The 20,317-nt window shown below is 61.0% G+C and carries 18 protein-coding genes; 4 read left to right on the top strand and 14 right to left on the bottom strand.

The window, feature by feature from the left end; all coding sequences use genetic code 11:
- Nucleotides 1-34: 34 nt before the first annotated feature.
- From K0H48_RS25210 to K0H48_RS25175, 8 genes are all read right to left on the bottom strand, one after another.
- The gene (locus K0H48_RS25210) at nucleotides 35-664 is read right to left on the bottom strand and encodes a glutathione S-transferase family protein (protein WP_219269631.1); all 630 of its coding nucleotides are present in this window, start codon (nucleotides 662-664) and stop codon (nucleotides 35-37) included.
- Between the two features lie 35 nt (nucleotides 665-699).
- A complete protein-coding gene (locus K0H48_RS25205; RefSeq protein WP_219269627.1) occupies nucleotides 700-876 on the bottom strand; it encodes a DUF4175 domain-containing protein in 177 nt (58 codons plus the stop codon).
- On the bottom strand, nucleotides 873-1,976 hold the full coding sequence (locus K0H48_RS25200) for a PepSY domain-containing protein (protein WP_219269625.1): 1,104 nt from the start codon (nucleotides 1,974-1,976) through the stop codon (nucleotides 873-875). The genes K0H48_RS25205 and K0H48_RS25200 overlap by 4 nt, the downstream gene beginning before the upstream one ends.
- Before the next feature lie 61 nt (nucleotides 1,977-2,037).
- Nucleotides 2,038-4,467 carry a TonB-dependent siderophore receptor gene (locus K0H48_RS25195; protein ID WP_219269623.1) on the bottom strand — a complete coding sequence of 810 codons (2,430 nt, stop codon included), beginning with the start codon at nucleotides 4,465-4,467 and terminating at the stop codon, nucleotides 2,038-2,040.
- 205 nt (nucleotides 4,468-4,672) lie between these two features.
- Nucleotides 4,673-5,635 carry a FecR family protein gene (locus tag K0H48_RS25190; RefSeq protein ID WP_219269621.1) on the bottom strand — a complete coding sequence of 321 codons (963 nt, stop codon included), beginning with the start codon at nucleotides 5,633-5,635 and terminating at the stop codon, nucleotides 4,673-4,675.
- On the bottom strand, nucleotides 5,632-6,150 hold the full coding sequence (locus K0H48_RS25185; RefSeq protein ID WP_219269619.1) for an RNA polymerase sigma factor: 519 nt from the start codon (nucleotides 6,148-6,150) through the stop codon (nucleotides 5,632-5,634). The genes K0H48_RS25190 and K0H48_RS25185 overlap by 4 nt, the downstream gene beginning before the upstream one ends.
- 145 nt (nucleotides 6,151-6,295) lie before the next feature.
- Nucleotides 6,296-7,003, bottom strand: a complete 708-nt coding sequence (locus tag K0H48_RS25180) for a 3'-5' exonuclease (RefSeq protein WP_219269617.1) — start codon at nucleotides 7,001-7,003, stop codon at nucleotides 6,296-6,298.
- On the bottom strand, nucleotides 7,000-8,922 hold the full coding sequence (locus K0H48_RS25175; protein ID WP_219269615.1) for a putative nucleotidyltransferase substrate binding domain-containing protein: 1,923 nt from the start codon (nucleotides 8,920-8,922) through the stop codon (nucleotides 7,000-7,002). Before K0H48_RS25175 ends, K0H48_RS25180 begins: the two co-directional genes overlap by 4 nt.
- A 247-nt stretch (nucleotides 8,923-9,169) precedes the next feature.
- On the opposite strand from K0H48_RS25175, the gene K0H48_RS25170 reads away from it, so the two are divergent.
- Together K0H48_RS25170 and K0H48_RS25165 are read left to right on the top strand one after the other, a co-directional pair.
- Nucleotides 9,170-9,616 carry a response regulator gene (locus K0H48_RS25170; RefSeq protein WP_219269612.1) on the top strand — a complete coding sequence of 149 codons (447 nt, stop codon included), beginning with the start codon at nucleotides 9,170-9,172 and terminating at the stop codon, nucleotides 9,614-9,616.
- A gap of 129 nt (nucleotides 9,617-9,745) precedes the next feature.
- Complete coding sequence (locus tag K0H48_RS25165) at nucleotides 9,746-10,132, top strand: hypothetical protein (protein WP_219269604.1); 387 nt, start codon at nucleotides 9,746-9,748, stop codon at nucleotides 10,130-10,132.
- 71 nt (nucleotides 10,133-10,203) lie between these two features.
- On the opposite strand, the gene K0H48_RS25160 is transcribed toward K0H48_RS25165, so the two are convergent.
- Complete coding sequence (locus tag K0H48_RS25160) at nucleotides 10,204-12,381, bottom strand: malate synthase G (protein WP_219269600.1); 2,178 nt, start codon at nucleotides 12,379-12,381, stop codon at nucleotides 10,204-10,206.
- 267 nt (nucleotides 12,382-12,648) lie between these two features.
- Here K0H48_RS25160 and K0H48_RS25155 point away from each other — a divergent pair, with 267 nt between their 5' ends.
- Entirely contained in the window at nucleotides 12,649-13,161 is a 513-nt protein-coding gene (locus K0H48_RS25155; RefSeq protein WP_219269597.1) for a glycine cleavage system protein R, read from the top strand.
- Between the two features lie 223 nt (nucleotides 13,162-13,384).
- On the opposite strand, the gene rarD is transcribed toward K0H48_RS25155, so the two are convergent.
- From rarD to K0H48_RS25130, 5 genes are all read right to left on the bottom strand, one after another.
- The gene (gene rarD, locus K0H48_RS25150) at nucleotides 13,385-14,269 is read right to left on the bottom strand and encodes an EamA family transporter RarD (RefSeq protein WP_017138019.1); all 885 of its coding nucleotides are present in this window, start codon (nucleotides 14,267-14,269) and stop codon (nucleotides 13,385-13,387) included.
- Between the two features lie 184 nt (nucleotides 14,270-14,453).
- Nucleotides 14,454-15,428, bottom strand: a complete 975-nt coding sequence (locus tag K0H48_RS25145) for a serine/threonine protein kinase (protein WP_056857817.1) — start codon at nucleotides 15,426-15,428, stop codon at nucleotides 14,454-14,456.
- A 176-nt stretch (nucleotides 15,429-15,604) separates the two neighbouring features.
- Complete coding sequence (locus K0H48_RS25140; protein ID WP_219269595.1) at nucleotides 15,605-17,503, bottom strand: PhoX family phosphatase; 1,899 nt, start codon at nucleotides 17,501-17,503, stop codon at nucleotides 15,605-15,607.
- Between the two features lie 79 nt (nucleotides 17,504-17,582).
- The gene (locus K0H48_RS25135) at nucleotides 17,583-18,347 is read right to left on the bottom strand and encodes a TOBE domain-containing protein (protein WP_219269593.1); all 765 of its coding nucleotides are present in this window, start codon (nucleotides 18,345-18,347) and stop codon (nucleotides 17,583-17,585) included.
- A 57-nt stretch (nucleotides 18,348-18,404) separates the two neighbouring features.
- Nucleotides 18,405-19,142: a ComF family protein gene (locus K0H48_RS25130; RefSeq protein ID WP_219269591.1), complete on the bottom strand. Its 738-nt coding sequence runs from the start codon at nucleotides 19,140-19,142 to the stop codon at nucleotides 18,405-18,407.
- Between the two features lie 105 nt (nucleotides 19,143-19,247).
- On the opposite strand from K0H48_RS25130, the gene bioB reads away from it, so the two are divergent.
- Nucleotides 19,248-20,303 (top strand): biotin synthase BioB, encoded by a 1,056-nt coding sequence (gene bioB, locus K0H48_RS25125; RefSeq protein ID WP_219269589.1) that lies wholly within the window; start codon nucleotides 19,248-19,250, stop codon nucleotides 20,301-20,303.
- Nucleotides 20,304-20,317 lie beyond the last annotated feature (14 nt).

Below are 20,317 nucleotides of genomic sequence, written 5' to 3'. Positions count from 1 at the left end.
CCCCGCTCGCCACAAGGGACCGAGTTCCAGCCTGTTAGAGCGGTGGCTGAGTTTCCAGCATCGAAGGCCGTTGGCTGACCTCGGCATACCAGTCGGCAAGCTTGGGGTGGTTGGCGCGCCATTGCAGGTCGGGATGGCGAAAATCCAGGTAACCCAGGGCACAGGCCACGCTGATGGCGGCGATGTCGAAGTGGCTGGCCAGTTCGGCAATCGCATCGGCTTCCAGCTCGGCGAGGGTGCGGTGGATCTTGTTGCGCTGCCCCTCCAGCCATTGGTCCCAGTGTTTTTCTGCCGGGCGCATGGCGGTCTCGTAACGCACCAGCACGGCGGCATCCAGGATGCCGTCGGCCATCGAGGCGAGGGTGAGGCGGCGCCAACGGGCGGAGCCGTCACGCGGGATCAGCGGGTTGCCGACGTGCTGGTGGTCGAAGTAATCGAGGATCACCCGGCTGTCGTGCAGCACCGAACCATCGGCCAGGCGCAGGGCCGGGATCTTGCCCACGGGGTTGTCCTGCACCACCTGCGCATCGGGGTTGACCGGCGTCGGCATGCAGCCGTGCAGGGCCACGCGGCCTTGCTGGCCGGTTTCGATCAGCAGCACGCGGACTTTGCGAACAAAGGGTGAGGCGGGGTTGTGAAACAAGGTCATGCTGGGCGCGGACATGGGCATTCCTCGGAAAAGGGCAGCGCTAATCTATCTCAGCGCTTGAGCAACGCCCAAGCCCCAATTGCAGCCGGAATACCCAACCCCACCCAACTCACCGAATCCCACAGCCCGTCACCCAACAGCGCCGCAAACAACCCGGCCGCGCTGAGCAGGCCAATCCCCAGCGGGATGCCGAATACCTTCCAGAAACTCGACTGGCGCGGCTTCATGACTTGGCCGCCTTGCGCCGCACTATCCACAGGTAAACCCCGCTGCCCAACACGATGATGGTCAGCACATCCAGCACCGCCCAGAGGATCTTCATCGGCATGCCGCCATAGTCGCCAAAGTGCAACGGCTGGGACATGCCCATGGCGTCCATGTACCACGGCCGTTCGGCGATGGCGGTGACGGCCAGGGTGCTGGCGTCGATCAGCACCGGCGTGAGCAGGTGCGAGGTCAAATGCGTGCTGCCCTTCATGAACACCGCGTAGTGGTGCTCGCTGGAAAAGCGTGTGCCGGGGAAGGCGATAAAGTCCGGCTCCATGCCGGGCGCGGCCTTGGCGGCGATGCTCAGCAATTCGGTGGCCGGTGCGCGTTGGCTCAGCGGCGGCGCGTTTTTGTACGGCTCGATCATGGCGCTGAGGCTGTCCTGGCGCCAGGCGGCGATGATCAGGTCGGCGCAGGCGCTGATCACGCCGGTCACACCCACCACCAGCGCCCAGGTCAGCGTGACCACACCGATCAGGTTGTGCAGGTCGAGCCAGCGTAGGCGCGTGGATTTGTCTTTGCGCACGGTGGCGAACTTCAACCGGCGCATGAACGGCAGGTACAGCACCGTACCCGAGACAATCGCCACCACGAACAGAATGCCCATGAACGCCAGCAGCAACTTGCCCGGCAGGCCGACGAACATGTCCGTATGCAAGCGCAGCAGGAACAGCGTCAGCCCGCCATTGGCCGCCGGGGTTTCCACCGCCTCGCCGGTGCGCGCATCGAGCATGAAGGTGTGGGATGAATTCGGCTCGGTGCCCGCCGTGGCGGCCATGATCGCAATCACACCGTTCTTGTCGTCTTCGTCCCACGCCAGGTACTGCATGGCCTCGCCGGGGCGATGAGCCTGGGCTTTGGCCACCAACTGCTCAAGGTTCAGTTGCGGCGTATCGGCGGGCATCTGCGCCAGTTCCGGCTCGTTGCCCAGCAGATGGTCGATCTCGTGGTGAAACACCAGCGGCAGGCCGGTAAGGGCGAGCAGCAGCAGGAACACCGTGCAGATCAGGCTGGTCCAGGTGTGGATGAAGGACCAGCGGCGTATGGTTTTGCTTTTCATTTTCTAGCCTTCAGACACACCAAAGCCGCCCCAGGGGCGGCCCGGTTGTTAACTCAGCCGATTACCACTGGTAAGTGGCGCTGGCGACGACGCTGCGTTGGTCGCCGTAATAGCAATAGAAACCATCGCAGGTTGAAATGTAGTCCTTGTCGAACAGGTTGGTGGCGTTCAGTTTCACCGAGGCACCTTTGAGGCTGTTGTCCAGACGACCGAGGTCGTAGTGCACCGCCGCATCGAACACGGTGTAGGCGTCGGCCTTGCCCAACCACGTATTGCCTTGGTCGCCGTAGGTATTGCCGGTGTAGCGAGCACCCAGGCCAATACCGAAGCCGTCGAGGACACCCGTGTGCCAGGTGTAATCTGTCCACAGGGTTGCTTGCTGGTTTGGCATCAGTTGCAGACGATTACCTTTGTAGTCACCTTTTTGCACTTCGGATTTGGCCAGGGTATAGGAAGCGATGACTTTGAGGTTGTCGGTCACATCAGACACGGCTTCCAGTTCCAGGCCTTTGACTTTCACTTCACCGGTCTGGTTGGTGACTGGAATGCTGCCAGCGGTAGTGGTGGTTACCAGCACGTTTTTCTGGGTCAGGTCATACACGGCAGCAGTGAGCAGTGTGTTCGAGCCAGGCGGCTGGTACTTGATACCCAGTTCCCACTGTTTGCCTTCGGTGGGCTTGTACGACTCGGTCGCCGAGACGCTGGCATTGCTCGCCGGTTGGAAGGATTCTGCGTAGGAAATATAGGGTACGAAGCCGGAATCAAATACGTAGCTGAGTGCGGCGTTGCCGCTGAAATGTTTGATTCGGTCGGTATTGGTCGCATCTTTCTGGTTGAAGTACGTGGTGCCCTGATGCACCCAGTCTTCGCGGCCGCCCAAGGTCAGGCGCCATTGGTCAAGCGCCATCTGGTCTTGAGCGTAGAGGCCGGTCTGCACGGTCTTCTGGTTGTAGTCGTAATACGCCCCGGAGCGAGCGGGACGAACGATGGGCTGGCCGTAGATCGGATTGTTAACGTTGGTCTTCAGGCCGTCGCCGTAAATCGACAGGTACGAGGTGTCGGTGCGCTGGTGATCCAGGCCGAGCAGCAGGGTGTGGGAGATGTCGCCGGTGGCGAAGTCGGCCTGGAAGTTGTTGTCCAGGGCCAATTGGCCGATGTTCTCGTCCACGTTTGTCGACGTGCGGCCAACGTTACCGTCTGCGTCAACCATGGTGTAGGGATACGCACCTACAGTGAGTGTCTGGAATGACAATTCCGACTTGGTGTAGCGCAGGTTCTGACGGAACTGCCAGGTGTCATTGAGGCGATGCTCAAAGGCATAGCCCAATGCGTAGTAGGTGCGGTCGTAGAACTCGTAGTTCGGGTCGCCCAGGTTTTTGTGATGGGAGATATCACCCAGCGGCGATTTGATCTTGGTGCCCTGGATCGGCAAAAACTGGCTGGTGGCGCCGGTATCGTCGCGGGTGAACTGCGACAGTAAGGTCAGCTTGGTATCCGGGTCGATGTTCCAGGTCAGGCTCGGCGCAATGTTGTAGCGCTTGTTGTCGATGTGATCGATCTGGGTGCCGGCATCGCGCACCACGCCGCTGAGGCCATACAGGAACTGCCCTTCATCATCGATCTTGCCAGTGCTGGCGAAGTTGATCTGGCGGTAGTTGTCACTGCCGTATTGCACCTGGATGGCGCTGCTTTGTTCGGCGCTGGGACGACGGCTGACCATGTCCAACAGGCCGCCCGGTGGCGTTTGGCCGTAAACCGATGAGGCCGGGCCGCGCAGCAGGGCGAGGCGGTCGAGGTTCCAGGTTTCGGCTTTCGGGTTGGCGTACACGCCGCGTGGCAGTGGCAGGCCGTCGAGGAATTGGGTGGGCTCGAAGCCGCGCACGCGCATCCAGTCATAGCGGGTGTCGCTGCCGTAGCTGGCGGACACGATGCCTGGCATGTATTTAACCGCGTCATCCAGGTTCTGGACGTTGCGGTCCTGCATCTGCTCACGGGTGGCGACGGAGATCGAGCGCGGGGCTTCGACCAGCGCGGTGTCGGTTTTGGTGCCGGCGGCAGTGCGCTTGGCCAGGTAGCCGTCGACAGGGCCCCAGGCACTTTCATCGCTGCCCTGGGCAATGATGCTGGTCTCTGGCAGTGCCACGACACCTTCAGGAATGGCCACCAGCGTAAACGTCCCCGCACTGCTCTGCTCCAACTGCAAGCCCGTGCCACGCAACGCCTCGTGCAACGCGCCCTGGGCATCGAACTGGCCTTTGACCGGTGCCGAGGTCTTGCCCGCTGCCAGCGAAGGGTTAAGCGTCAGCGCCAGACCGGCCTGGCTGGCGATCTGGTTCAGGGTGCTGGCCAAGGGCGCAGCCGGCAGGTTATAGGCGCGCACGCTGGAAGCTTGCTCGGCGGCGATCAGCGCGGTGCTCGTCAGCGGGGCGCTGAGGGCAATGGCGACGGCTAACAGGCTGGGGCGCAACAAGGTGTCTAGCGTGCGGGACATAGGGCGGCTCCTGAATGAAAATATTTCTCAATTGCCTAGGTGCCGGACGAGAATCAAAAAGTGATAGGGCTGGGTGAAAATATTTTTCTGAGGTGGCTTTGAGGGCCTCATCGCAGGCAAGCCAGCTCCCACATTTAACGGTGTTCACGATTCCAAATGTGGGAGCTGGCTTGCCTGCGAAGGCGATCGCCCTGGCACAAAAAAACTAAGGCTTACCCTTAACGGTGACCCACCACGGCGTGTGCTGCTCGATTTGCACCGGCAGGGTCGGCAGCAGGGCATTGAGCGCCAAGGTGGTGTCGTGCAGCGGGAAGCTGCCGGTGATGCGCAGGTCGGCCACGTTTTTGTCCACGCCCAGGTAGCCGGTGCGGTAACGACTGAGCTCGGCAACAACATCGCCCAGGCGGGCGTTGTCGACTACCAGCATGCCGCGCGTCCAGGCGTCTGCGGCGGGTGTCACCACCAGCGCAGGGCCGAGGCCGTCGCTGCGCATCAGCACCTGTTGGCCTGCTTTGAAAATCTGTTCCTGATGCAGCGCCTCAGGCTGGGCGGCCACGGCAGATTGCAGCACGCTCAGGCGCGTGGCGTCGTCTTCGCGCTTGACGATAAACCGCGTGCCCAGGGCTCGCAGGCTGCCGTCGCGGGTTTGCACGTAGAACGGGCGCGTATCGTTGTGGCCGGTTTCGACGAGGATTTCGCCTTCCTGCAACACGATCAGCCGGCGTTTTTCATCGAAGCGCACGTCAATGGCGCTGTGGGTGTTGAGGTTGACCAGTGTGCCGTCGGCCAGCTTCAGCGTGCGTTGCTCGCCGGTAGCCGTGCGCTGGTCGGCCAGCCAATAGTGGATCGGCACGTAACGCTCACCGGCAAACAGCGCCAAGCCAATCACCAGCGCGATGCTGGCCAAACCGCTGCCCAACTTGCGCACGCGCTGGCGAATGCCTTGGCGTGACTGCATCAACGCCGCCCGCGCCGGGCCCGAGGCCACGCTGAAGCGCTGGTCGAGCATGCCCAACTGGCGCCAGGCGCGTGCGTGTTCTTCATCACTGGCCAGCCATTTGCCGAACTCTTCCTGTTCCACCGCGTTGCCGGCGCCCGAGTCCAGCGACAGTTGCCAGGCAATCGCCGCATCCAGCACGCGGGCCGTGACCGGTTTGGCGCCTGTCACAGTGGCTCGCCATACAGCGCGATGTAGCACTGGCGAATGCCCTGGGCCAGGTACTGGCGCACACGCGGCACCGACACGCCCAGGCGCTGGGCGATTTCGGCGTGGCCCAGGCCGTCGAGGCGGTTATAGAGGAAGGCGGCGCGGGCCTTGCTCGACAGCTTGCCGAGCAGGCGGTCGATGGCCTTGAGGTCTTCGAGGATCAGTTGCTGTTGTTCGGGCGAGGGGTGTTCGCTTTCCGGGATCAGCATCAACTCAGTGAGGTAGGCCTGTTCCAACGCCGCGCGGCGGAAGTAGTCGAACAGCAAGCCTTTGGCGATGGCCACCAGAAACGCGCGTGGCTCGCGCGGTTCGCGCAACTCTTCACGGCCCAGCAGGCGCATGAAGGTGTCCTGGCTCAGGTCTTCGGCGCGGCTCGGGCAGGCCACATTGCGTCGCAGCCACGCCAACAGCCAGCCACGATGGTCGCGATACAACGCGCCAACAAGCTCACTGTGTGGGGTTTGGACCGACGACAAGGCATCACCGAATAAACAAGGGGGTTTAAACTAACGAGAATTATTCGCGATTGTGTCAGAGGCTGTGAGCCTGCGCAATTGGCGTCTGTCGGACGATCGTTCCCACGCTCTGCGTGGGAACGCCTCCTGGGACGCTCCGCGTCCCCTAGAACGAGGGCGCTTGTTTGCGCCGTGCCCATTGGCTCAAGCGCTCTTGCAGCGCATGTGGGCTGTCGATTTGCTGTTGGCGCGCACGGCTGAACAGGATGAGCATCAGCTCCGCCGTGGCCAGCGCATCGGCGCTGGCGTGATGGCGTTCGCCCACGTGCAGCTTGAAGTGGTTGATCCAGTCGTCGAGCCCGGCCTCACGGATAGTCGCGTCGGGGCACAACAGCGGGGCGATGTCGGCTACATCGAGGAACGGGTGGGCCAGCCGATAACCCAGGCTGTCTTTGAGCGCCCGGCACAACATGTGTTGGTCGAACGGCGCATGGAACGCCAGCAACGGGCTGTCGCCGACAAAGGCCATAAAGTCCAGCAAGGCTTCGGCCGGGTCGCTGCCGGCGGCAATCGCGCTGGGGCCGAGGCCATGGATCAGCACACTGGGGCCAACCTTGGTGTTGGCCCGATGCAGGGTGCGCTCGAACATCTGCGAGAAATCCACTGCGCCATCCTCGATCACGACTGCGCCGATGGACAACACCTGGTCGCGGTTGAGATTCAGGCCGCTGGTTTCCAGGTCGACCACCACCCAGCGCTGCCCGCGTAGAGACCCGTCGCCTAACACTGCGGGCTTGGGCAATTGCGCCAGGCGCTGCTTCTGATCAGCGTCGAGCCCAGGCTTTTTCTTATGCAGCCAACCGAAAAAACTCACAGCTGATACCGAAATGTCAGGCTGCTTTGCAGGCGTTGGGCCTGGCGCAGGGATTCACGCAGGATGCGCCGGTCCAAATGGTTGAGGCTGTCGGGGTCGACACGATTGGAATACGGCAGGTTCTCGCGGGTTTGCAACTGATGCTGCTGCATGCGGGTTTGCTGGATAAAGTGATAGGCCTCCTCATAGGCGGCGCCATCCAGCGGTTCGATGACCTCCTTGGCTACCAGTTGGCGCAGGCGCTCCAAAGTGTTGTTGGTGTGAATGCCATTGGCCAGGGCCAACAGGCGCGCGCCATCCACAAAAGGTGTAAGGCCCTGCACCTTGAGGTCGAGCGTGGCCTTTTCGGCGCCTTTGCGCGTCAGCACAAAGTCGCGGAAACGCCCGACCGGCGGGCGCTGGCGCAAGGCGTTCTCGGCCAGCATGCGTTGGAACAACCGGTTATCGGCCACCTGATCGAGGATGCCCTGGCGCAGTTGCTCGCAACCGCGCTCGTCGCCCCACACCACGCGCAAATCAAAATAGATGCTCGAGCCCAGCAGGTTCTCCGGCGTGGCTTCGCGAATAAACGCACCAAAGCGCCGCGCCCATTCGGCCCGCGACAGGCACAGCTCGGGGTTGCCGGCCATGATATTGCCCTTGCACAGGCTGAAGCCGCACAGCGCCAGGCTCTGGTTGATCTGCTGCGCCAGGGGCAGCAGGCGGCCGCGAATCTCGGCGGCTTCGGCGGCGTCCTTGGCCTCGAACAGGATGCCGTTGTCCTGGTCGGTAAACAGGGTTTGTTCGCGGCGCCCCTCACTGCCGAAACACAGCCAGGTGAAGGGCACGCCAGGGTCGCCTTTGTCGGCCAGGGTCAGTTCGATCACCCGGCACACGGTATGGTCGTTGAGCAGGGTAATAATGTGGGTGATTTGGGTGGACGACGCACCATGGGCCAGCATGCGTTCCACCAACTGGCCAATCTCGCCGCGAATCACCACCAGGTTTTCCACCCGGGGTGCGTTGCGGATGGTGCGAGCCAGGTGCACTAGGTCGACCCGTTGCAAGGAAAACAGGTCGCGCTCGGACACCACGCCACACAGGCGCTGGTCTTTCACCAGACACACATGCGCGATATGCCGCTCGGTCATAGCGATGGCGGCATCGAAAGCGCTGTGGTCCGGGCTTAAAAAGAACGGTGCCTGGGTCATATGGCCAGCGATGGCTTGATTGAAATCGCCGGTGCCGTCGGCGACCACCTGGCGCAGGTCGCGCAAGGTGAAAATCCCCAGCGGCGCCTTGTGCTCATCGACGATCACGATGCTGCCCACTTGTTGCTCATGCATCAGCGTCACCGCCTCGCGCAGCGGCGTGGTCGGGCTGCAGGTGACCGGGTGGCGCATGGCCAATTCGCCCAGGCGGGTGTTCAGCGAATACTGGGTGCCCAGGGTTTCCACAGCCTTTTGCTGCACCTGTTGGTTGACCTGATCCAGCAGGCTGCTGACACCGCGCAGGGCAAAATCGCGAAACGGGCTGGAAAGGGCGAACAGCTTGATAAACGCCGGCTTGTTGAGTTGCAGGCAGAAGGTGTCTTCGGCGGCTTTGTGCTCGGTGCGGGTCGCACGCTCACCCAGCAACGCGGCGAGGGGGAAGCACTCGCCGGTGGTGATTTCGAAGGTGGTTTGCGTCGAGTCCGGCCGCTCGCCGACGACGCGGCCCTGCTTGACGATATAGAAGTGTTCTACCGGCCCACCGGACGGTTTGAGAATGCTGTCGCCGGGGCCATAGAAGCGCAGTTGGCACTGTTCGACCAAAAACGCCAGGTGGGCGTTTTCCATCTGGTTGAACGGGGGGAAGCGTTGCAGGAATTGCAGGGTGCCGTGGATGTTCTGCAACACGGCGGTTTTTCCCGCCTGCGTGAAAGCATCAGCTTTACTCATAACAGTGACCGCAGTTTTTTTGTCGTTATCGTCCTGCATGGTCGACTCCCGCGCGGCGGGTGCCCATTGGACGTAAGTCTAGGTCTGGACAAAACCCACTACGACTAGGGAAAAACCTTACATGACTATCGTCCAAACCCCGTAGAACGCCCACTAGGCAAACTTTCCGACGAAGTGCACATTGTTCGCCCTTCCGCAGATGTCTGACGAGTGTGCTGGGAGATTGAATAGAACTGCTGAGAAACGTATGTCCGACCACGATATTTTAAGTGATGCCGAGCGCGAGGCGCTGAGCGCCGTGATGCTGGAGCCCGATCTGCCGCCACAACGGGTGTTGATTGTCGACGACGACAAGGACGCACGTGAACTGCTGGCGGAAATCCTGGGCCTGGACGGCATTCGCTGCATGACCGCTGACAGTGGCGAGACAGCGTGGGATTTGTTGGAGTCCAGCAGCTCCATCGGTTTGCTGATCACCGATTTGCGCATGGCGCCCAGCAACGGCCTGCAATTGATTCGCAAGGTGCGCGATTCAACCCGTGCGGCGTTGCCGATCATCATCATGTCGGGGGACGCGGAAGCGCCGGATGTGATTGATGCGATGCATTTGAGCGTGGTGGATTTTTTGCTCAAGCCGATTGATAGCGTGAAGTTGGCGAAGATGGTCAAGCGGGAATTGGGGATGGCGCAGTAGTTGCCGTTGGTCAGTTTTATTTTTTACCTGTCAATGTTCACAGTAGGAAAGTTGAATAAGCTCTTGTTTACTGGGTGAAGTGACGCGCAGAGATCGTTACTTTAAATATTCATTGAACAGGAGATGGTAATGGCGACTAAAAGCAAGTTCGAAGGTTCGGCAACTCTGAAAGTTACCTATAACGACAAACCCCACCTTGAGTTTGATTTGGATAAGGTTGAAGGGAGCGCCAACAATTTCGTTGCTTTTGACGAAAAAGGCAAAACAATCCTATCCATTGTTTACCCTCGTGACGTTAAAAACGGTGAAACCTATTCGTTTGAATACCCAGCAAGTCATCCTTGGGGGCTACAGTTCTTTGGTGACGGAGACGCCCGCGGTTTGGACGGGAAAGTTACTGTGGTCGCTTCGGACGATGGCGATCATCAAACAATAACAATAGATGCCAACTATGAAAAAGTACCCGGGAAGAAGTACCTATTTAAGGGGGCGGCTGTTATCAAATACATCCCATGATGAAATCGGAGAGGTAAGTTTATGTGTAGGCTTGAACTCCCTGATCCGCAGATCAGGGAGTTGTTTTCTGATTAAATGCCGTTTTTCGCCTTATATTCCCGACGCCTGCGATGCAACACCGGCTCGGTATACCCATTCGGCTGCTTAGTCCCTTCAATCACCAACTCCACCGCCGCTTGAAACGCGATGTTGCTGTCGAAATCCGGTGCCAACGGGCGATACAGCGCATCCCCGGCATTCTGACGGTCCACCACCGGCGCCATGCGCTTGAGGCTTTCCATTACCTGGGCTTCATTGACGATGCCGTGGCGCAACCAGTTGGCGATGTGCTGGCTGGAGATGCGCAGGGTGGCGCGGTCTTCCATCAGGCCTACGTCGTTAATGTCCGGCACTTTCGAGCAGCCGACGCCCTGGTCGATCCAACGGACGACATAGCCGAGGATGCCCTGGGCATTGTTGTCCAGTTCGTTGCGGATTTCTTCTTCGGACCAATCGGTGTTGCTGGCCAGAGGAATGGTCAGGATGTCGTCTACCGAAGCCCGCTCGCGTTTGGCCAGTTCGGCCTGGCGGGCGAACACATCAACCTTGTGGTAATGCAGCGCATGCAGCGCAGCCGCCGTCGGCGATGGCACCCAGGCGGTGTTGGCACCGGCCAATGGGTGGGCGATTTTCTGCTCAAGCATCGCCGCCATCAGGTCGGGCATGGCCCACATGCCTTTACCGATTTGCGCACGGCCTTGCAGGCCGGTGCTCAAGCCGATATCGACGTTCCAGTTTTCATAGGCGCCGATCCATTTTTCGGCCTTCATGGCGGCTTTGCGCACCATCGCGCCCGCTTCCATGGAGGTGTGGATTTCATCGCCGGTGCGGTCGAGGAAGCCGGTGTTGATAAACACCACACGCTCGCTGGCCGCCTTGATGCAGGCCTTGAGGTTGACCGTGGTGCGGCGCTCCTCGTCCATGATCCCGACTTTGAGGGTGTTGCGTGGCAGGTTCAGCATGTCTTCGATGCGGCCAAACAGCTCATTGGTGAACGCGGCTTCTTCGGGGCCGTGCATCTTCGGTTTAACGATGTACACAGAACCGGTGCGGCTGTTCTTGCGACTGCTGTTGCCGTTGAGGCTGTGGATCGCCGCCAGGCTGGTGAGCAGACCATCGAGGATGCCTTCCGGTACTTCGTTGCCGTCTTTATCCAGGATCGCGTCGATGGTCATCAAGTGGCCAACGTTGCGCACGAACAACAGCGAACGGCCGTGCAAAGTTACGTCCTTGCCATCCACGCCGGTGTAGACGCGGTCGGCGTTCATGGTGCGGGTGAAGGTCTTGCCGCCCTTGGCCACTTCTTCGGCCAGGTCGCCCTTCATCAGGCCGAGCCAGTTGCGGTAGATCACCACTTTGTCATCGGCATCGACGGCGGCGACGGAGTCTTCGCAGTCCATGATGGTGGTCAGCGCCGCTTCCATCAGCACGTCTTTGACGCCGGCGGCATCGGTCTGCCCGACCGGGGTGCTGGCGTCGATCTGGATTTCGAAGTGCAGGCCGTGGTGTTTCAGCAGGATCGCAATCGGCTCGGCCGCAGGGCCCTGGAAGCCGATCAGCTGTGCATCGTCGCGCAGGCCGCTGTTGCTGCCGCCCTTGAGGCTGACGATGAGCTTGCCATCCACCATCTTGTAACCGGTGGAGTCGACGTGGCTGCCGGCGGTGAGCGGCGCGGCTTCGTCGAGGAAAGCACGAGCGAAGGCAATCACCTTGTCGCCACGCACTTTGTTGTAGCCCTTGCCCTTCTCGGCACCGTCGGCTTCGCTGATGGCATCGGTGCCATACAGCGCGTCATACAGCGAGCCCCAGCGGGCATTGGAGGCGTTGAGGGCGAAGCGGGCATTCATCACCGGCACCACCAGCTGTGGACCGGCCATGCGGGCAATTTCGTCATCGACATTCTGGGTCGAGGCCTGGAAATCTGCGGCTTCTGGCAGCAGGTAGCCGATATCTTGCAGGAAGGCTTTGTAGGCCACTGGGTCGTGGGCTTTGCCGGCGTGGGTCTGGTGCCAGGTGTCGATCCGCGCCTGGAAATCATCGCGTTTGGCGAGTAGGGCTTTGTTCTTCGGTGCCAGGTCGTGGATGACCTTGTCGGCACCGGCCCAGAACTGGTCGGCAGTGATGCCGGTGCCGGGAATGGCTTCGTTGTTCACGAAGTCGAACAGGACTTTGGCGACCTGCAGGCCACCGACTTGAACGTGTTCAGTCATTGCTTGCCTCACTCTGCGGAGCTTATGCGCTGTTTCAGATTTTCATTATGTAGTGCACGGTTGGGCATACTACATGATGACTTGCGGTTGTGAAAATTAGACTAAATACGTCGTTTAGCGACCCATTTTGGTCGTACGGTCACAGCGGAGAATCAGATGTTCTCAAAAAACTATTAGATTGTTCCAGATAAATATAAAAATGGTACACGATTTGTTTTTGAGGGCGCCTGCGTCCACCTTGTAGGTTGAATTCCAGAGGGCTTCGCCATGGACCATCTTGTACTCACTATTATCGCCGCCGACAAACCCGGCTTGGTTGAACGCATCGCGCAGAACATTGCTGCCCATGGCGGCAACTGGCTGGAAAGCCGTATGGCGCACATGGCCGGGCAGTTTGCCGGGATTTTGCGGGTCAGTGTGCCGACGGAACAGCGTCAGGCCCTGGTCGGCGCGCTGGAGGACTTATCCACCCACGGCATTCGTGTGCTTGTGGGCGAGGGCAGCAGCGGGCAGGCCTCGGCGTCCAAATCGATCATGATGACGTTGGTGGGCAATGACCGCGCGGGCATCGTGCGCGAAATAACCGCGCTGCTGAGCAAACAAGGCGTGAACCTGGCAAGCCTGAGCACGGATGTGCGTCCCGCGCCCATGAGCGGTGATCCACTGTTCACTGCCGAAGCACTGTTGCAGGTGCCGGCAGCGTTATCCCTGGATACCTTGCAACTGTCCCTGGAAACCCTGGCCGATGATTTGATGGTGGAATTGCACCACGAGGAGTAATCGGCCCACAGGGTTATGCATGGAAATCTTGCATGGGCCTGTGGATAACCTGTAGAGACCCGGCGCCAGGCCACGCCGGCCGGGCTTCTCTGGCTATTGAGCAAAAAACGAGCAGTTTCAATGGCTTGTGCACAAATGGCGGGGATCAGGTTGTGGATAACCTTGGGGTGAATGCCTGCAAGCCACGTGCACCGTGGCTTGCAGGGGTTTGTACGTTATTTGATCAGCGTTTGCGCACCGTCAGCCAGGCATCCAGGCTGTAGACCACCAGGCCCGCCCAGATAAAGGCGAAAGCAATCAGCGTGCTGGTCGCCAGGTGCTCACCGAACAGCAACACCGCTTCCAACAGCACCAGCGTCGGCGCCACGTACTGCAAAAAGCCCAGCGCGGTGTAGGGCAAATGCCGTGCGGCGGCGTTGAAACACACCAGCGGAATCAGCGTGACCGGGCCTGCGGCCACCAGCCACCAGGCTTCGGAGGTGCTCCAAAACTCAAGCTGCGCACTATGGGCCGACGGGTTGAACAGCAACCAGGCCACAGCGATCGGCACCAGCATCCAGGTTTCCACCACCAGCCCTGGCAGCGCTTTGACCGGCGCCTGTTTGCGGATCAAGCCGTAAAAGCCGAAGGTCAGCGCCAGCACCAGCGACACCCACGGCAGGCTGCCGACTTGCCACACTTGCTGCGCCACACCCACCGCCGCCAGCCCGACGGCGATCCACTGCAGACGGCGCAGGCGCTCGCCCAGGATCAGCATGCCCAGCAGCACATTCACCAACGGGTTGATGTAGTAACCCAAGCTCGCTTCGAGCATGCGTCCGCTGTTCACCGACCATACATAGGTCAGCCAGTTGGCCGCAATCAACGAGCCACTGAGTGCCAGAATCGCCAGGCGTTTGGGGTTGTCGCGCAGTTCGCGGAACCAGCCGGGGTGCTTCCACACCATCAGCAGCAAGCCGCCGAACAGCGCCGACCACAACACGCGGTGCACGATGATCTCGGCGGCGGGCACACTGGCGATGGCTTTGAAATAAAGTGGGAACAGACCCCAGATGACATAGGCACTCAGGCCCAGGATGTACCCCTTGCGGGGGTTGGCGGCGTGCATTGCAGAATCCTTGCTCAGGCAGCTTACAAAGCGCGATTGTAAGGATTTTTGTCAGGCAATGGGATGATCGTTCCTACGCTCTGCGTGGGAATGCCGTGTTGGACGCTCTGCGTCCGCAGTTGAGGTGCGTGACGCGGAGCGTCGCAGGATGCATTCCCACGCGGAGCGTGGGGACGATCGGTAGTCAGAAGAGTTTCAGGGGTTCTTCATTCAGCGCCGACAGTTGCTCGCGCAATGCCAGCACCTGGTCGCCCCAATACCGCTCGCTGCCAAACCACGGGAAGCTGTGCGGGAATGCAGGGTCATCCCAGCGTCGCGCCAGCCAGGCGCTGTAGTGCATCAGGCGCAAGGCGCGCAGGGGTTCGATCAAAGCCAGTTCGCGTGGGTCGAAGTCGTGGAACTCCTGATAGCCGTCCATCAATTCCGACAGCTGGCCCAGGCATTCCTGGCGGTCACCGGCGAGCATCATCCACAGGTCCTGCACGGCCGGGCCCATGCGGCAGTCATCCAGGTCGACGATGTGGAACATCTCGTCGCGGCACATCATGTTGCCGGGGTGGCAATCGCCGTGCATACGGATGTTCTTGTGCGGTGTGGCCTTGTACACCTCTTCCACGCGCTTGAGCAGGTCGCGTGCGACAGACTCGTAAGCGGGCAGCAGGCTTTTGGGAATGAAATTGCCTTCAAGCAAAGTGTTGAGGGAATCGTGACCGAAGTTCTTCACACCCAGGGCTTCGCGGTGTTCAAACGGGCGGGTGGAGCCCACCGCGTGTAAACGGCCGAGCAATTGCCCGAGGCGATAGAGCTGATCCAGGTTACCCGGCTCCGGCGCACGGCCGCCACGGCGTGGGAACAGCGTGAAGCGAAAGCCGGCGTGTTCGAACAGGCTTTCGCCGTTATGCACCAGCGGCGCAACCACTGGCACTTCGCACTCGGCCAGTTCGAAGGTGAAGCGGTGTTCTTCGAGGATCGCTTCGTTGGTCCAGCGCTGCGGGCGGTAGAACTTGGCGATCAGCGGCTCGGAGTCTTCGATACCCACCTGATACACACGGTTTTCGTAGCTGTTGAGCGCCAACACGCGCGCATCGCTGAGGAAGCCGATACTTTCGACGGCGTCGAGTACTAAATCGGGGGTGAGTGTTTCAAACGGATGGGCCATGCGAACTCCTGCGCGCAGCAGGGCGCCGCGTCCGGCCGGGTATGGTAACAGCATAGGCAGGTGGTGGCTGTTTGTGGCGAGCGGGCTTGCCCTGCGTTGGAGTGCGCAGCGCTCCCGCTGTTTTGGGGCCGCTGCGCAGCCCAACGCGGGGCAAGCCCGCTCGCCACGAGGCCCTGTCAGGCGCTGACTATTCCACCATCATCACGCCGAATCGCTATCACCGACGAACGCGGCTTGCCGTTTGGCAGATGCTCCGGCCAGGTCGAACCACCGGTTTCCCCTGGATGCTGAATCCCCACAAACAGGGTCTTCTGGTCCGGCGAGAAGCTGATACCCGTAACCTCGCACGCCACCGGCCCGACCATGAAGCGGCGGATTTCCCCGGTGTTGGGGTCGGCGCAGAGCATTTGGTTATTGCCCATGCCGGCGAAGTCGCCCTTGTTGCTGTAGTCGCCGTCGGTGAGGATCCACAAGCGCCCGGCCTTGTCGAACCCCAGGCCATCGGGGCTGTTGAACATGTTTTGCGGGTTGATGTTGGACGAGCCGCCTTTTGGCGTACCGGCATGCACACCGGGGTTGCCGGCCACCACGAACAAATCCCAGGTGAAGGTGTTGGCGCCGTGGTTATCCGCATCGGCTTTCCAGCGCAGGATCTGGCCGTAGACGTTTTTCTCACGCGGATTCGGCCCGCCTACCGGCTGGCCGTCTTCGCCGCGTTTGGCGTTGTTGGTAAGCGTGCAATAGACCTGGCCGTCGGTGGGGCTGACCACGATCCATTCCGGGCGGTCCATGCGTGTGGCTTTCACTACGCTGGCGGCCAGGCGCGCGTGGATCAGCACTTCGGCCTGGCTGGCAAAACCCGAACTGGCGTCGATGCCGTTTTTGCCGTGGGTGAGTTCGACCCATTCGCCCTTGCCCTTGGGGTGGTCGGCATTGCCATCGCCGGCATCGAAAATCGCCACGTACAAGGTGCCGTGGTCGAGCAGGTTCTTGTTGGCTTTAGGGTTGTGATGGTTGATCGGGTCGCGGCTGACGAACTTGTAGATAAACTCGCCACGTTCGTCGTCGCCCATGTACACCACGGCACGGCCATCGCGGGTTTCGGCGAGTGCGGCGTTTTCGTGCTTGAAGCGGCCCAGGGCGGTGCGCTTGACCGGCGTGGATTGCGGGTCGAACGGGTCGATTTCTACCACCCAACCGTGGCGATTGAGTTCGTTGGGGTTCTTGGCCATGTCGAAGCGCGGGTCGTGCAGGTGCCAGTTGATCTCGCGGCTGGCGGCCACTACGCCGTAGCGTTTTTGCCCGACATCGAAGCTTTGTTGCGGGTTGCTGCTGCCGAAGCAATCGGTGAAGTTCTCTTCGCAGGTCAGGTAAGTGCCCCACGGCGTCTTGCCGTTGGCGCAGTTTTGGAAGGTGCCGAGGGCTTTCTTGCCGGTTTTGTCGGCGCTGGTTTTCAGCCAGGCATGACCGGCCGCGGGGCCGCCCAGGCGGATCGGCGAGTTGCCGTGGATGCGGCGGTTGTAGCGCGAGTCCTGCACGAACTGCCAGGTATCGCCCTTGCGGCGCACTTCGATCACCGACACACCTTCGCTGGCCTGGGCCTTGCGCACATCTTCGGCCGATTGCGGCGCGCCGCCATGGGCGTAGAGGTAGCGGTAGTTGGTGTATTCGTTGTTGATGGCCATCAGCGCACGGTTGTTGTCGCCGGGGAAGGCGAACAGGCTCATGCCGTCGTTGTTGTCGCCGAACTGCTGTTCCTGGGCCTTGGCGGTGCCGTTGCCGGACGGGTCGAAGGCCGGCGCGTTCTTGTGCAGCGGCTGGCCCCAACTGATCAGCACCGAGGCGGAGTAACCCGGCGGCAAGGTGATGGCGTCGCTGGTGGCCGCGGCGATGCTGGTAAAGCCCAGCAAGGGGCTGGCGGTGGCCGCGTTCACGGCCAGTGCGCTGCGGGTGAGCAAGTTGCCGCCCAGGAACATCGCGGCACCGCACAGGGCACCAGCGCCGATAAAGCGGCGGCGGGTGAGGCCGACCATCTGTTCAAAGTCGGTGGCTTGGTTTTCTTCTAATAGGCTCATTTCAGGCTCCCTGCGGTTTTTGCAGACACCTTAAGGAGCGCGCGTGACGAATTTGTTGCAGCTTGAAGACGGCGGGCGCCTAGACCGGTGTGCCGAGCAGCACATTGTTGGGTGAGAATTGCACCTGAACCGGCGCGCCTTCGACGGCATCCAGTGCCTTGAGCGCGGCGGGCTGCGCCAGGGCGCATAAAACCTGGCCGTTGGGCAGGGTGATGCGCACTTCGCTGGGGCCGTCGTCGGCGTCGAGAATCGTCTCGATCACACCACTCATGCAATTGTGTCCAGGTGTTGCAGCCTGCCCGATGTCGAGCAATTCAAGCCATCCGGCCTTGATCAAGGCGACCACTTCAACGCCGGTTTCCAGCTCCAGGCGCTGCGTGCTGTCGTGAGTGATCTGCGCATTCAGGCTCAAGCCGCCCGAGAGTTGCAGGCGAATCAGGTCATTGCGGCCCTGGTGTTCGATGGCGCTGATCTGGCCGTGCAACTGGTTGCGCGCGCTGGTGCGCAGCATCAAGCGGCCGAGCAGGTTGAAGTCGCTCGCGTCCTCATCCGAACCGAGCACTTCGGCTTGCAACACTTGCAGGCGTTGGTACAGGCGCAGCACACGCTCACCCTCGGCCGTCAGCTTGGCGCCACCGCCGCCTTTGCCGCCGACGCTGCGCTCCACCAGCGGTTTTTGCGAGAGATTGTTCAGCTCGTCGATCGCATCCCACGCAGCCTTGTAACTCAGGCCGGCGCTCTTGGCCGCGCGGGTTATCGAACCCTGCTCGGCAATATGCGCCAGCAAGGCGATGCGCTGGGGACGGCGGATGATGTGTTGGCTGAGTGAGGTCGGCAGGGACATGTGGATACGCTTCGATGAGGTCAGCGGACGTTGCAGGCGCGGCGCACGCGAGTCAAGTCATGTGCCCGGTTTTGGCGTGCGGGCCAGGCAGAACACATCGACCTGACGGGCGCCGGCGGCCATCAACAGCCGGGCCAGGCTGTGGGCGGTGGCGCCGGTGGTGAGTACGTCGTCCACCAGCGCGAAGTGGCGGCCCTGCACCTGGGCACCCGGTGCCAGCGCAAACGCCGTGAGCAGGTTGCGTTGGCGGGTCTTGGCGTCGAGGGCTTGTTGCGCGACGGTTTCATGGGGGCGTAACAACAGGTGTTCATCGTGTGGGAGGTCGAGATCTTCGCTGAGCCAACGGGCCAGCATCAGCGCCTGGTTGAAGCCGCGCTCACGCAGACGCTTGCGCGCCATGGGCACCGGCAGCAGGCAGTCGGGGCGGGTGAGTCCGGTGTCGTCGAAACGGTGTTGCAGATACTGCCCCAGCAAGCGGGCGAGCAGATGGCCGAGGGGCCAGCGCGATTGGTGCTTGAAGCGGCTGATAAGGGTGTCGACGGGGAAACCGTAGGTCCAGGGGGCGATCACCTGTTTATAGGCAGGCGGCTTTTTTTGACAGGCGCCACAGATCAAACCTTCCATCGGCAGTGGCAGGGCGCACACCTCGCAGTGCTCCAACAGCCAGGGCAGCTCGGTTTCGCAGACGTTGCACACCGTGTGGTGGGTGTTTGTTGCTTCATCGCAAATTAAACAGAATTGGTTGTTTTCTAACCAGATGTAAACTTGGTGTTTGTATCCAGGTTGACAGTGCATGAATCTTCCTTAAATATGCCGAGCATCCGTGTCGCGACTGACTGTGGGTATTTCGGGTATTGCCCTTCCCGCAGCGTAAGCCCAAGCATAATCAAGGAATCGCCCATGAGCGCCAGCACCTCTGCCACCCTGCGTCACGATTGGTCTTTAGCCGAAGTCAAAGCGCTGTTTGTGCAACCCTTCAATGACCTGTTGTTCCAGGCGCAGACCGTGCACCGCGCGCATTTCGACGCCAACCGCGTGCAGGTCTCGACCTTGCTGTCGATCAAAACCGGCGCCTGCCCGGAAGATTGCAAATATTGTCCGCAGTCGGGCCACTACAACACCGGCCTGGAAAAAGAAAAGCTGATGGAAGTGCAGAAGGTCCTCGAAGAGGCGGCCCGCGCCAAAGCCATCGGCTCGACGCGCTTCTGCATGGGTGCCGCCTGGAAGCACCCGTCGGCCAAAGACATGCCCTATGTGCTGCAAATGGTCAAAGGCGTGAAGGCCATGGGCCTGGAAACCTGCATGACCCTCGGCCGACTCGATCAGGACCAGACCGAAGCGCTGGCCCAGGCCGGCCTGGACTATTACAACCACAACCTCGACACCTCGCCTGAGTTCTACGGCAGCATCATCACTACCCGCACTTACGGCGAGCGCCTGCAAACCCTGGCCTACGTGCGTGATTCGGGAATGAAGATCTGCTCGGGCGGCATCCTCGGCATGGGCGAGTCCCTCGACGACCGTGCCAACCTGCTGATCCAACTGGCCAACCTGCCGGAGCATCCGGAGTCGGTGCCGATCAACATGCTGGTGAAGGTCGCCGGTACGCCGCTGGAAAACGCCGAAGACATCGACCCGTTCGACTTTATCCGCATGCTCGCCGTGGCGCGCATCCTGATGCCGCGGTCCCATGTGCGCCTGTCGGCCGGTCGTGAGGCCATGAACGAGCAGATGCAGGCCCTGGCGTTTTTTGCCGGCGCCAACTCGATCTTCTACGGCGACAAGTTGCTGACCACCGCCAACCCGCAGGCCGACAAGGACATGCAACTGTTCTCGCGCCTGGGGATCTTGCCGGAAGCGCGTGAAGAGCACGCCGATGAAGTGCATCAGGCGGCGATTGAGCAGGCGTTGGTGGAGCAAAAGAGCAGCGAGCAGTTTTATAACGCGGTGGTTTAACGCCCAGCTCCAAC

It is taken from the genome of Pseudomonas sp. Xaverov 259, from assembly GCF_019352915.1.
Taxonomy (GTDB): Bacteria; Pseudomonadota; Gammaproteobacteria; order Pseudomonadales; family Pseudomonadaceae; genus Aquipseudomonas.
Note: the sequence above shows the minus strand (reverse complement) of the source record. Positions and strands in the feature narration are given on the sequence as shown.

Coding starts and splice junctions, on each gene's coding strand:
- K0H48_RS25160 (WP_219269600.1), bottom strand. CDS start 12,381: ATGACTGAACACGTTCAAGTCGGTGGCCTGCAGGTCGCCAAAGTCCTG.
- bioB (WP_219269589.1), top strand. CDS start 19,248: ATGAGCGCCAGCACCTCTGCCACCCTGCGTCACGATTGGTCTTTAGCC.
- K0H48_RS25155 (WP_219269597.1), top strand. CDS start 12,649: ATGGACCATCTTGTACTCACTATTATCGCCGCCGACAAACCCGGCTTG.
- K0H48_RS25165 (WP_219269604.1), top strand. CDS start 9,746: ATGGCGACTAAAAGCAAGTTCGAAGGTTCGGCAACTCTGAAAGTTACC.
- K0H48_RS25200 (WP_219269625.1), bottom strand. CDS start 1,976: ATGAAAAGCAAAACCATACGCCGCTGGTCCTTCATCCACACCTGGACC.
- K0H48_RS25170 (WP_219269612.1), top strand. CDS start 9,170: ATGTCCGACCACGATATTTTAAGTGATGCCGAGCGCGAGGCGCTGAGC.
- K0H48_RS25130 (WP_219269591.1), bottom strand. CDS start 19,142: ATGCACTGTCAACCTGGATACAAACACCAAGTTTACATCTGGTTAGAA.
- K0H48_RS25205 (WP_219269627.1), bottom strand. CDS start 876: ATGAAGCCGCGCCAGTCGAGTTTCTGGAAGGTATTCGGCATCCCGCTG.
- K0H48_RS25210 (WP_219269631.1), bottom strand. CDS start 664: ATGTCCGCGCCCAGCATGACCTTGTTTCACAACCCCGCCTCACCCTTT.
- K0H48_RS25175 (WP_219269615.1), bottom strand. CDS start 8,922: ATGAGTAAAGCTGATGCTTTCACGCAGGCGGGAAAAACCGCCGTGTTG.
- K0H48_RS25195 (WP_219269623.1), bottom strand. CDS start 4,467: ATGTCCCGCACGCTAGACACCTTGTTGCGCCCCAGCCTGTTAGCCGTC.
- K0H48_RS25140 (WP_219269595.1), bottom strand. CDS start 17,503: ATGAGCCTATTAGAAGAAAACCAAGCCACCGACTTTGAACAGATGGTC.
- K0H48_RS25145 (WP_056857817.1), bottom strand. CDS start 15,428: ATGGCCCATCCGTTTGAAACACTCACCCCCGATTTAGTACTCGACGCC.
- rarD (WP_017138019.1), bottom strand. CDS start 14,269: ATGCACGCCGCCAACCCCCGCAAGGGGTACATCCTGGGCCTGAGTGCC.
- K0H48_RS25135 (WP_219269593.1), bottom strand. CDS start 18,347: ATGTCCCTGCCGACCTCACTCAGCCAACACATCATCCGCCGTCCCCAG.